General features: G+C 48.3%; 10 protein-coding genes. 6 read left to right on the top strand and 4 right to left on the bottom strand.

Features of this window, described 5'->3' with window-relative positions; all coding sequences use genetic code 11:
• Positions 1–106: 106 nt before the first annotated feature.
• Complete coding sequence (locus QF049_RS12605; protein ID WP_307537794.1) at positions 107–982, bottom strand: AraC family transcriptional regulator; 876 nt, start codon at positions 980–982, stop codon at positions 107–109.
• A 191-nt stretch (positions 983–1,173) separates the two neighbouring features.
• Here QF049_RS12605 and QF049_RS12600 point away from each other — a divergent pair, with 191 nt between their 5' ends.
• Positions 1,174–2,691 carry a tagaturonate reductase gene (locus QF049_RS12600; RefSeq protein ID WP_307537791.1) on the top strand — a complete coding sequence of 506 codons (1,518 nt, stop codon included), beginning with the start codon at positions 1,174–1,176 and terminating at the stop codon, positions 2,689–2,691.
• A complete protein-coding gene (locus QF049_RS12595) occupies positions 2,688–4,202 on the top strand; it encodes a UxaA family hydrolase (protein ID WP_307537789.1) in 1,515 nt (504 codons plus the stop codon). Before QF049_RS12600 ends, QF049_RS12595 begins: the two co-directional genes overlap by 4 nt.
• A 101-nt stretch (positions 4,203–4,303) precedes the next feature.
• Here QF049_RS12595 and QF049_RS12590 read toward each other — a convergent pair whose 3' ends face one another.
• The 3 genes from QF049_RS12590 to QF049_RS12580 form a co-directional block, all read right to left on the bottom strand.
• Positions 4,304–4,990 carry an AlkZ-related protein gene (locus QF049_RS12590; protein ID WP_307537787.1) on the bottom strand — a complete coding sequence of 229 codons (687 nt, stop codon included), beginning with the start codon at positions 4,988–4,990 and terminating at the stop codon, positions 4,304–4,306.
• A gap of 34 nt (positions 4,991–5,024) precedes the next feature.
• Positions 5,025–5,981, bottom strand: a complete 957-nt coding sequence (locus tag QF049_RS12585; RefSeq protein ID WP_124114029.1) for a helix-turn-helix transcriptional regulator — start codon at positions 5,979–5,981, stop codon at positions 5,025–5,027.
• Between the two features lie 438 nt (positions 5,982–6,419).
• Positions 6,420–8,447: a beta-galactosidase gene (locus tag QF049_RS12580; RefSeq protein ID WP_307537784.1), complete on the bottom strand. Its 2,028-nt coding sequence runs from the start codon at positions 8,445–8,447 to the stop codon at positions 6,420–6,422.
• A 128-nt stretch (positions 8,448–8,575) separates the two neighbouring features.
• Between QF049_RS12580 and QF049_RS12575 the strand changes: the two genes are divergently transcribed.
• From QF049_RS12575 to QF049_RS12560, 4 genes are all read left to right on the top strand, one after another.
• Positions 8,576–9,409, top strand: coding sequence for an AraC family transcriptional regulator (locus QF049_RS12575; protein ID WP_124114031.1), 834 nt, complete (start codon positions 8,576–8,578; stop codon positions 9,407–9,409).
• 143 nt (positions 9,410–9,552) lie between these two features.
• Positions 9,553–10,341, top strand: a complete 789-nt coding sequence (locus QF049_RS12570; protein ID WP_091017368.1) for an alpha/beta hydrolase — start codon at positions 9,553–9,555, stop codon at positions 10,339–10,341.
• Positions 10,342–10,425: 84 nt separating this feature from the next.
• On the top strand, positions 10,426–11,091 hold the full coding sequence (locus QF049_RS12565; protein ID WP_307537780.1) for an SGNH/GDSL hydrolase family protein: 666 nt from the start codon (positions 10,426–10,428) through the stop codon (positions 11,089–11,091).
• 12 nt (positions 11,092–11,103) lie between these two features.
• A complete protein-coding gene (locus QF049_RS12560; RefSeq protein ID WP_307537778.1) occupies positions 11,104–11,985 on the top strand; it encodes an SMP-30/gluconolactonase/LRE family protein in 882 nt (293 codons plus the stop codon).
• Positions 11,986–12,017: the final 32 nt, after the last annotated feature.

Here is a 12,017-nt window from a genome sequence, read left to right as displayed (position 1 = left end):
TTTCCGACAAGTAATAATCCAGATTATCATACCACATCTTCCATATGGAAGAATATGTGGATATATATGATTAAAGCGTGGGACCTAAGCCACGGCTGGTTCTATTTTAACGTGAACTGTTCATGGTTCTGCGGTAAGCTGCGGGCGTTGTGCCGGTTAATTTTTTGAATTGACGGTAAAAGTGAGGCAGACTGTCGAACCCGCAAGCATCGGCAACGGCTGCCATCGTCTCATCACCTTGCACCAGATGCTCTTTCGCCATAATAACCCTTCGCGCTAATGCATAATCCGTTAGAGTCATTCCCGTGTATCGTTTGAAGGCACGACTGAAATGGGCAGGGGATACAGAGGCGTACTGCGCCAGTTCAGGGAGGGAGAGGCCACTCCGAAGGTTATCGTCAATATGAGAGATCGTAGAAGAGAGCCATGAGGGACCCGGAGCGGATTTACCCGGATTCACAGGTCCTGCAGCTTCCAGACGTTCCAGAAAAATGAGCAACAGTTGCAGCCTTAACAGGGCCGCATGTGCGCTTAGATGATGACCGAGCTGGAATTCGGTCTGAATATCATCAATAAGGGCGGCGACCTCTGATTGCTCCTCTGTGTTCAGATGCCTCTTATACACACGTTGTTTACGACAACGTTCAAACAGGCTTAGCAAGGAAGAAGCTGCCCCTCCAGCGGTCAATGCCAGCAAGCCCGGGCTGAAGAACAATGCGGAAGATGTGACAGGATTGCCTGCATCCGGCAAGGCTCGGTGAACCGTGCTGCCTGGAATGATGAACAGGTCTCCTTCTTGCATATTCTCAAGTCCTGTATCAATAAAGATGCTTCCCTGTCCCCGATATACATAGATAATTTCATGCCAGTCGTGAAGGTGATCTGGCAATTCGTTCTGAGGGGATTTGGTGTCGCTGTACACCAGGCGGAACGGTATACCGGATTCTGCTTGAATAGTCGTACGAACAGGTGAACGTTCCATAAAGCTCCTTTCCAGACGATCGTCTTCAACGAGATGACATACCTGGTCATGAGAGAGTATATTTACCGCAATATAAGCAATTTAATTTCCTTTTATTGATGATACAATGAATTTAAAGCGTTTACAATAAAAGGGTGCAGAGCCTTCGAGCTGCATTCCGACAGTACAAATAATCGATGAGGTGAGTGTCCATGTCGGCAAGCACAAAACGGCCAAGGTTGAAGCTGAATTTACTGGGGAGCGATGGTCAGCGCAAGTGCAAGGAGATTATGGAGCGTCCCGTGAAGGTTTTGCAGATTGGAGAAGGTAATTTCTTGCGGGGATTTGCAGACTGGATGCTTCATGAGAGTGCCAGACAAGGCAAATTCCATGGAAGTGTAGCTGTTACCCAACCACGACCGGGAGGCAAAGCAAAGCTGGAGCAGATTCGCGATCAGGACGGATTATATACAATGATTACGCGTGGTCTGTCTCAAGGAAAGCCAGTTGAGCGGACAGAGTTGATCTCCATTTTCTCACAGTGTATCAATCCGTATGAGGAATGGGATGCCTTTCTGAACTTGGCGGAACTGCCTTCACTTGAGTTCGTTATTTCCAATACAACCGAATCAGGATTGAAATATACGTATACGGACTATATCGAGGGTGAACCGGTCCAATCATTTCCGGGGAAATTAACAGTTTTCCTGCATCAGCGATATTTGAAATTTGATGGTGATCCATCCAGAGGTTTGATTCATCTGCCATGCGAACTGCTTGAAGGCAATGGTGACGTGCTTCGCAGTTGTGTTCTCCGTCATAGTGAGGATTATGGGTATTCGGAAGGCTTCCGCTCATGGATTGAGAACCATAATCACTTCTTGAACAATCTGGTAGATCGAATCGTAACAGGTGCGCCGACCCAGGAGGAAGCCGATTCCCTGACGAATCGCTGGGGGTATGAGGACCAGTTGATTAATACGGCAGAGCCATATCATTTCTGGGCCATTCAGGGTGATGAATCATTGGACAAAAAACTTCCTCTCAAGCAGGCAGGTCTCAATGTACATTGGGTGAAAGATCTGAAGCCTTTTCAGGTACGCAAAGTTCGTATTTTGAATGGGGCGCATACCTTAATGTCATCACTAGGTATTCTCCAAGGCAAGCAGCATGTGAGAGAAACGATGGAAGATCCACATTTTGGCGCATGGATCAGGGAAGCTGTGCATCAGGAGATCGTGCCTGCTCTGGATATGCCCGATCATCAGCTGGACCAGTATGCAGAAGAAGTGTTCGAACGGTTCCTTAACCCATATATTGATCACAAATTGCAAGATATTGCTTTGAATACGATCGGAAAATTCAAGGTGCGTGTGCTGCCTACACTTTTGTCTTACGAGCAAAATCAGGGAAGTTGGCCAGAACGTTTAATTCAAGGATTTGCTGGATTATTGTGTCTCTATCGTCCGGTAAATACGCCAGAAGGTTACAAGGCACAACGACTGAATGGGGAAGACATTCTGCTGCGGGATGACCCGGATGTCCTGAGTGCTTTGGCCGCACATTGGGACGGTTATGACACGCTGAACAGGGATCAGAACCAACTGGATGACCGGGTAGCGGCTGTGTTGTCGGATACCCTGATCTGGGGCGAAAATCTGGATGCAAGAGAAGGGCTGCGCGCAGCTCTTGTTCGTGAAATCGGATTGTTGGAAGGTGAAGGGAAATGAACACAACAAGTACAATCAATGACTGGATTGCCATTCAACCACAGGATGACGTCATTATAGCGCTTCGTGACTATGCCAAAGGAGAACAAATTACACTGCCAGACGGAGTTTCTTTTAATTTGCTGGATGACGTGCCCAAAGGGCATAAGATTGCTGTGCATACCCTGGCACCGGGTGATGATGTGATGAAGTATGGTTTCTCCATCGGGATTGCCCAAGAGCAGATTGAGCAGGGAAGCTGGATTCATAGTCACAACCTGAAGACGGGGCTGCACGGATTGCTTGAATATGAGTATCAACCGGGAGCTCAGGTTCAGACGGACATGCCTCCGGAACATCTGCGCTCATTCGATGGATATTTGCGCCCCAATGGTGAAGCAGGTATTCGTAATGAGATCTGGATTGTGAATACGGTTGGATGTATCAATAAAGTGTGTGAAGCTTTGGCACGTATGGGTCAGTCCCAGTTTGGAAGCCGGGTAGATGGTGTGTTTCACTTTCCACATCCATTCGGGTGTTCACAGCTTGGTGATGATCTGAAGTATACACAACAGCTGCTGGCCTCCTTGGTGGAGCATCCGAATGCAGGAGGCGTGCTCGTCATCGGTCTGGGCTGTGAGAACAACCAAGTAGACGAGTTCCGTGAGTGTATTGCTCCGGAATACCGCGGCAAAGTACGGTTTCTCAAAGCACAGGAAACGGATGACGAGCTTGAGGAAGGGCTTCGACTGATGGAAGAACTTGTGGAGATCGCTGAACATGAACAACGGCAGCCGCTTCCGCTCAGCAAACTCAAAATTGGTTTGAAGTGTGGCGGTTCCGATGGTTTATCCGGCATTACAGCCAATCCGTTGGTCGGTGCAGTTGCTGATATGTTGGTTGCTGCCGGGGGTACGGCTATTCTGACGGAAGTTCCGGAGATGTTTGGTGCGGAGACGATCTTAATGAACCGGGCTGCCAATGAGCAGGTATTTCATGATTTGGTGGACCTCGTGAACGGCTTCAAGCAATATTTTGTGAACCATGGCCAGAACATCTATGAGAATCCTTCACCTGGTAATAAGGCTGGTGGCATCACAACGCTGGAGGAAAAGTCACTTGGATGTACGCAAAAGGGAGGACGTTCTTCCGTAGTCGACGTTCTGCGCTATGGCAAACGTGTAACTCAAACCGGTCTGAACATTGTAGAAGCACCGGGTAATGACCTGGTATCTGTAACGGCACTGTCTGCGGCGGGTGCACATATTGTGCTCTTCACAACAGGGCGGGGGACTCCTTTCGGAGGTCCGGTACCTACCGTCAAGATTGCGACCCAATCCGATCTGGCAAATCGCAAAAAACACTGGATTGACTTCAACGCAGGCCAGCTGTTGGAGGGGCGCACGATGGATGAGGTCAAAGTACAGCTGTTCAGCCAGCTGATTGACATTGCTTCAGGACGGTCACACACACTCAGTGAGCAGCATGGATTCCGGGAGATTGCCATATTCAAGGATGGCGTAATTCTCTAAATCCATTCTGGATGGAGGCTTTTAATCGTTTGGGTTACATTATATGGTGAACCACAGCCAATTCCGGTTGAAATTTACACTACAACCGGAATTGGCTTTATTTAGATTCCACGGATGCCAAGCGCTTTGGAGATGCTTGATAATGCAGCAGGTGAAGCATGTTGTTGTAGTTGCGCAATCAACAGTTCACGTGCCTCTTCTATGCTGCCTTCAAATGGCTTAATGTCATGACGTTGCATCCAGTGATCTGCGGTTTCATATGCGGAGCTGTTCCATGCAACTTTGCCTTCTGCGAGCCCCTCTTTTTCTTTGGTTCCACTGATCACAATGGCTGCACAGCCCTGAAGGTCCAGAAGTCCACGGTCAAATGTTTTTTTGTCCTCTTTTGCCCCGAAACCGGCTTGTGATCGCAAGGCACGTCCATCGATGCCTTCCTGTTCTGCAACTAACGCATGGAGTTTGAACGCTTCACGGGAGAGCAGACCCGCTTCATACTGTTCCTTGATGGTTCTGGAATCGGCCAGCAGTCGGTGTACCCAAGGGAAGTATTCAGATGAGACAAGAAGCGCTTTCTTTTTGACAAATTTTCCATATGCAGCAATGCCCTCTTCAGCCAGGCGTGAACGCCATAACCAGGGATCGAATTCATCATCCTTGTGCCAATGTTCTTTGAGGGTTAGCGATGACAGAGAAGGATAATCGGCAAATAGTGGTGCGAGAGGCAGCAGCCCTATAGACTGGATACGCTGTACTGCTTCTTCGTACGTTATAACGGCTTCATATGTCATGATATCAGTAGGCTCCTTTTTGTGTGTAGTCAGGCTACGACTTGGTTGAAGCAAGGTATCTCCGGCTCACTTCCTCGGCATGCTGACGAATCTCACTGCGAAGTTGGAGGGGTTCGATCACTTCGGCTTCACGTCCCAATCGGTAAAAGAATCGTACGGCCCAGTCCCATTCCCCTGGTGGACAAAGGAATGATAATTCCCAGAGATCCGGGGCAATTTCAATCATCTTTTCACCAATATGCTCGTCCTGTTCGGCTTCAATCATTCCCCGATAGCTCAGTTGTGCCTTAACCAGGGTTGGCGGCTGTTCTGGAGGGATCGGCTTGCTCTGCTGTTGATCCACCTGTTCGTTAAGCACCTGTGCATCCTGTGGTTCGATCGCTTTGACATCGATAATTCGGTCAACCCGGAACAGACGCTGTTCACCATGTTCGAGGGAATATGCTTCACAGTACCAGAAGCCGGAGGAAGCATATACCCGTGCTGGACAGATATGCAACCATCGCTGACGCGATACGGAGCGATACAGCACACTGAGCCACTCGTGTTCGGGTATGCATGCCAGCAATGCGTCCAGATGAGGAAGAATGTAATTGCGGTCTGGAATATGATGATGCAGCTGTTTGAGCATGGGATCAATTCGCGACATAATATCATCCGGAATGATGGCCTTAACTTTGTTCATCAGGGTCCAGCGTTTCTCATGAAAGGGTGTGTCGGCGTAGCGACTTAGACCTTCAAGAGCGAATAGGAGCGTCGCTGCTTCTACCGGGTCCAGCTGTAATGGGGGTAAAACGTAACCCTCCATCAGTCTGAAACCGCCTCCCGGACCGGAAATGGCAATAATGGGCACATTCATCTCGGAGAGGGACTGAATATCCCGAAGAATCGTGCGACGGGAAACTTCAAATTTCTCACCTAATGAGTGTGCCGTTTCGTGACCATGCTGTAATGCCATTACGATGGCAGCAAGCCGATTTGTTCTGTTCATGTCAGCCACTCCGTTTCGATCTGCGCCGCCGGAAAGTGAAGTCGTAGTTATATTTCTATTGTAACAAAGAATAAGTGACATCATGAGTGTCACCAATATTTCAACTGTTCATTATTTTATAATGGATCAGCATCAGGATTCACAAGCATGTTCCGGCAGGCTTTGTTAAAATGTGTTTCTCGTCCAATTCGCTTTGCATACTGATATTTCCTTCTATCAAAAAGACCACAGATCATGCCAAAAACCCGCATCCGGTGTAGACGGATACGGGAAGTAGCAGCTTTTGGCTTACAGAAGACGATAAAGGTCTGAAATCTATACCAATATCCTCGCTGAAGACAATAACAAGTATAAAAGGAATGAATATGTGACACTTTGTATCACGGGTATTTCTATCACATTATATTATTCCGAATGATTTCAATGAAGTGAAATCGCTTATTTCATTTCGAGCAGTTGCACTCCACGGGCTTCAATCTCAACACTTCCCGAAAGCTCACGATTCGTGAGCAGATCATGTGCTTTGGCTGTTCCCAGATCATAGGATTGCGTGGTTGCGTTATGGTTCATGACAAACAGGTACGGTTTACCTTCTTTGGTTCGTGCGCTTACTTCAACACCTTCTGGTGTCTCAAGCAAGGACTCTACGTTCTTGGCTGCTGCAAGCTGTCCCAGCAAACCATCCAGGAAGCGCTCATCCGGGTCGGATGCAACGTACCAGGCTTCACCTTGACCAAAGGTATTACGTGTCACAACAGGCATGCCTTTATAAAAGTCGTCTCCATACTCCGCGATGACTTCGGCTCCTTCACTGTGCAGCAGGTCACACAGCATGCCGCAGCCATACTCTCCTTGAAGATCACCGTACGTTTCTTTGAGGACAATGCGGTTCTTTTGCTCAGGCAGCAGGGCATCAATCTCTTCCACCCAGATTCCGAGCAGTTTACGGAGTTCTCCCGGATATCCACCTGTAGTCACGAGATCGTTCTCGTTCACAATGCCACTGAAGAAGGTCGTCAGGAATGTTCCACCTGCTTCAACATACTTCTCCAGTTTGGTGGCAAACCCTGGTTTTACCATGTAAAGGACAGGGGCAAGGACAATGTCGTATTTGCTCATATCCGTATCCACACTGATGATATCTACCTGGATGTTGCGACGGAAGAAGGCTGCGTAGTATTTATGGATCTGATCCACATAGTTCAGGGCAACCGTAGGTCCGCTTGATTTTTCGATGGCCCACCAGTTATCCCAGTCGAACACAATCGCTACTTTGGATTCAACAGATGCATCCAGCGTGGTATCTCCAAGGATCTGCAATTCCTTACCCAACTCAGCGACTTCGCGGAATACACGTGTGTTCTCATGCCCAGCATGCTCAATAACTGCACCATGATACTTCTCACAGGCACCGATGGAGCGGCGAAGCTGGAAGAACATAATGGTATCGGCCCCGTGCGCAACAGATTGATAACTCCACAGACGCATGACACCTGGACGTTTCAGTGAGTTATACGGCTGCCAGTTCTGTTGACTTGGTGTTTGCTCCATCAGCATGAACGGTTGACCATCCTTCAGTCCGCGCATAAGGTCATGAGCCATTGCCGTGAAGCTGACAGGAGTGGCGAGACCAGGATAACTGTCCCAGGAGACGATATCCAAATATTTTGCCCATTTGAAATAGTCCAATTGTTTGAAGAATCCCATCAGATTGGTAGTAACGACGGAGTCCGGAATATGTTTTTTGATCGCATCGTATTCCAACAGATAACAATCCAGCATACTGTCTGAGTTGAAGCGAGAGTAGTCCAGCGAGATTCCCTGGAACGTTGAATTATTGTTACCCCAATGTTCGCTCAGGTTGCTTGGTAATACAATCTCGTCCCAATCGTAGAAGGTATGCCCCCAGAAATTCGTGTTCCATGCTTTGTTGACCTGTTCCAGAGTCTGATAGCGTTCTTTCAGATACACGCGGAACGCTTTCTCACAGTTGTCACAGTAGCACTCACCGCCATATTCGTTGGAGATGTGCCATACGAGAACCGCAGGGTGATCCTTGTATCGTTCGGCCAGTTTATCTGCAATCTTCTCAGCGTATTTGCGATAGGTCGGGCTGTTGGGACAGGAATTATGGCGCCCACCGAATTTGCGTTTGCGTCCATCGGCATCTACACGAAGCACGTCTGGATATTTCTTTGCCATCCAAGCCGGATGGGCAGCAGTGCTTGTTGCAAGGCATATATAGACACCATTTTCATATAAACGATTAATTAGTTGGTCGAGTTCTTCAAAACGGTAAGTAACTTCATCAGGCTGAATCAGTGCCCATGAAAATACGTTGATTGTGGCAATATCAATGCCTGCCAATTGGAACATGCGCAGGTCTTCAAGGTGGGTTTCGTGATCCCACTGTTCCGGGTTATAATCGCCCCCGTAGAACATTTTGGGCAGTTTGCTGCTAATCAATGTGTTCACCTCTTGTATAAGAATAATCCTATACTATATGATACATATGACTTTTAAAATATAATAAAAGTAATGACTGATATAAGAATACGGAAGTGTATTTCAGCTTATACCCAAGGAGGCATCCCATGTTTATCTCCCCCCGACATCAACGATATTTCATGACATCACGCGATCAACCGCTGCCCCTTTATATTGAGAGCCTGGGTTATAACGGCAATCAGGAGAAGGTGTCCAGACCTGTGGGGTATCCCTGTTACCACTGGCTTCAGACCGTGAAGGGAGCCGGAGAATTCAAGTTTGCCGGGTCCACGGTCATACTGGGGGAAGCATCAGGTATTTTGCTGCCACCGAATGAACCGCATGAATATGTGCGCGCCCAAGGAGAGTGGGAGACCCTTTATATTACATTTGGCGGTTCCCAGTGTCCGGCAATCTTGGAGTCACTTAGTCTGGGTGAAGCGGCGTTCCATCAGTGGGAGCAGAGCAGCCCGTTCAACGATTACGGCCAGGAAGTGCTGGATTCGATCAGAAGTGATCAGGATTTGTCGGGACTCGAGGCGTCAGCGGATATATACCGATTTCTGATTTTGCTCAAAAAACATGGCATGACGGGCAATCGTTCTTCCATCTCACATGCCGTGGAGAGACTCGCTCCGCTCATTGCATTCATGGAACAGCATTATGCGAATCCCGAGATTGGGCTCGAACATATGGCTGACCTCACAGGGATCTCATCCAGACATCTGAACACCTTGTTCAAGCAGTCCTTTGGCATGACAGCCTACAGTTATTTCATTTTGCTGCGCATTCGCAAAGCCAAGGAAATCATGACCGCAGACCATAGACCCACGATTAGGGAAACTGCAGTTAGGGTTGGCTTTCGGGATGCAAGCCATTTTGTAGCAACCTTTCGCAGGATTGAGGGGGTGACTCCTGAACAGTTCCGTAATTTGTACTAACATGTACCCAAATGAACAAAAAGTGATGCCAGGAAGGTATTGATGCGTTAGGGTCATTACCGTTATGATGGTATCGATTCCTGAGATTCGAAAACGTTTAAACGGACCCATGTATCCGTTCTATTTGGAGAGGATGATTGAAGATGACAACAACTATACCCTTATGGGATCATGCTGCACCTTATGCAGCCCAGGGCCATGAAGACGAAATGCCACATTTGATTCCATTTATTCACCCCGGTTCAGAGAGCGCTGTCATTGTGTGTCCAGGTGGCGGTTATGGATTTTTGGCTGATCATGAAGGTGCTCCAATAGCTGAATTGTTGAACCGTGCAGGTATAAGTGCATTTGTCCTGAAATATCGGGTGGCGCCTCACCAGCATCCTGCACCGATAACAGATGGTCAGCGTGCCATACGTTATGTTCGTGCTCATGCTGAGCAGTATGGCATCAACCCTGCCAAGATTGCAGTACTCGGTTTCTCCGCAGGCGGACATCTCACAGCAACATTGGGAACGCTGTATGATGAGGGACAACCGGATCATGAGGACCTCATTGAACGCCAGAGTTCACGCCCGGACCGAGTTATTCTCTGTTATCCGGTAATTACGATGGAGTCCTATGGACATGCCGGTTCCCGTGAGAATTTGCTTGGGTCTGATGCGTCTGCCGAGCAGATCAAGGCTTTCAGTGCGGAGCAGCAAGTGAGAGCGGATGCTCCTGAAGCGTTCATCTGGCACACCAGCGCTGACCAGGCAGTGCCTGTAGAGAATAGCTTGCGTTACGCACTTGCATTGGGCGAGCATGGCATTCCCTATGATTTGCACGTTTTTGAGAAAGGTTCACATGGTCTTGGATTGGCTGAGGACAACCATGCGATTCGGGTATGGTCGGATCTGTGTCTCACATGGCTCAAGAATCAAGGCTGGTAATTTTTCTGGCTGGTATCAAGTGAACGGTCCTGACTAATCGAGTAATCCGTATATTAGCGCTTTGAAGCGAAGGAGAAAATAACGATGAAATTGCAAAAAAACGACAAACTTTTGTTTATCGGGGATTCGATTACAGATTGTGGTCGGGAGCATCCTGTAGGTGAAGGCAGTTCAGGTCTGGGCCATGGTTACGTAGCGCAAGTGTATGCCCTCTTGCGGTCCATCTATCCGGAATTGATGTTGCGTGTCCAAAATGTGGGTAATGGTGGAAATACGATTCGTGATCTGAAACAGCGCTGGGATCGTGATGTGCTTGACCTTAAACCGGACTGGCTGACGATCATGATTGGCATTAATGATGTATGGCGTCAGTTCGACAACCCATTGTCAACAGACTCACATGTGTTTCTTGAAGAATACGAATCCACATTGCGTGAACTGGTGGCTTCGGTTCGTCCCAACCTGAAAGGTCTGGTACTAATGACGCCTTATTATCTTGAGGCCAATCCGGAAGATCCGATGCGGGCAACGATGGATATCTACGGAGAAGCGGTACGCAGGGTAGCCAGTGAGTATGATGCGGTGTATGTGGATACAGAGGCTGCATTTGCTCCATTTTGGGATCATTTCTATACGTCTGTGTTGACTTATGACCGGGTACATCCAGATGCAACGGGCCATATGGTACTGTCCAAAGCATTCTTGGATGCCATCGGATTCGAATGGTCAGGCGGCGTCAAATCTGAATAAGGACGTGATGGCATGAGCGACGTAACTGTAGCAGTACAAACCCCAGCATTACTGGGGGAAGGACCAAGCTGGGATGCGGAGAACAATCGATTATTGTGGGTAGATATTGAAAGCTTTAAGGTGCATGTGTATGATCCGGCTACAGGGCAGGATCAGGCTTATGATGTCGGTGAACATGTCGGGGCTGTTGTTCCCTATCGTGGTGACGAAGTTTTGGTTGCTTTACGCAGTGGATTCCATACGTATCACTTGCATACGGGTGAGCTGCATGCCATTGAGGACCCCGAACAAGATAAGGATACCAATCGTTTTAATGATGGAAAATGTGATGCGAAGGGCCGCTTCTGGGCAGGCACGATGAGCATGAATAATGAAAGCAAAGCCGGATCGTTGTATTGTTTGGAGCAAGGGCAACCCGTTCGCACAATGGTACAAGGTGTGTCTACATCCAACGGCCTGGGCTGGAGTCCGGATCGGCAGACCATGTATTACATTGATACCCCGACACGTTCTATTGACCGGTTTGATTTTGATCTGACGGCAGGTACGATACAAAATCGGACAAGTGTCATTCACATACCGGAGGAATTCGGTTTTCCGGATGGGATGACGGTTGATGGTGAGGGCATGCTGTGGGTTGCGCACTGGGGCGGAGGAAGAGTCACTCGCTGGAACCCGTATACATCAGAACTGTTGCAACAGATCGAGGTGCCGGCAGATCAGGTAACATCCTGCTGTTTTGGTGGACCGGATCTCGAAGAGTTATACATTACAACAGCACGTATAGGGATTAAGGAAGAACGTCTGAAAGAGACACCGGATGCGGGCTCACTTTTTGTCATCAGACCGGGGGTTAAAGGGCAGGAGACTCACACTTATGGTAGCCAGAAATAAACAGGAGCCTATGTAGTGAACCTTAGTGAACT

The sequence above is a fragment of the Paenibacillus sp. W4I10 genome (assembly GCF_030816325.1).
Lineage (GTDB): Bacteria > Bacillota > Bacilli > Paenibacillales > Paenibacillaceae > Paenibacillus > Paenibacillus amylolyticus_B.
Note: the sequence above shows the minus strand (reverse complement) of the source record. Positions and strands in the feature narration are given on the sequence as shown.

Coding starts and splice junctions, on each gene's coding strand:
- QF049_RS12605 (WP_307537794.1), bottom strand. CDS start 982: ATGGAACGTTCACCTGTTCGTACGACTATTCAAGCAGAATCCGGTATA.
- QF049_RS12600 (WP_307537791.1), top strand. CDS start 1,174: ATGTCGGCAAGCACAAAACGGCCAAGGTTGAAGCTGAATTTACTGGGG.
- QF049_RS12595 (WP_307537789.1), top strand. CDS start 2,688: ATGAACACAACAAGTACAATCAATGACTGGATTGCCATTCAACCACAG.
- QF049_RS12590 (WP_307537787.1), bottom strand. CDS start 4,990: ATGACATATGAAGCCGTTATAACGTACGAAGAAGCAGTACAGCGTATC.
- QF049_RS12585 (WP_124114029.1), bottom strand. CDS start 5,981: ATGAACAGAACAAATCGGCTTGCTGCCATCGTAATGGCATTACAGCAT.
- QF049_RS12575 (WP_124114031.1), top strand. CDS start 8,576: ATGTTTATCTCCCCCCGACATCAACGATATTTCATGACATCACGCGAT.
- QF049_RS12570 (WP_091017368.1), top strand. CDS start 9,553: ATGACAACAACTATACCCTTATGGGATCATGCTGCACCTTATGCAGCC.
- QF049_RS12565 (WP_307537780.1), top strand. CDS start 10,426: ATGAAATTGCAAAAAAACGACAAACTTTTGTTTATCGGGGATTCGATT.
- QF049_RS12560 (WP_307537778.1), top strand. CDS start 11,104: ATGAGCGACGTAACTGTAGCAGTACAAACCCCAGCATTACTGGGGGAA.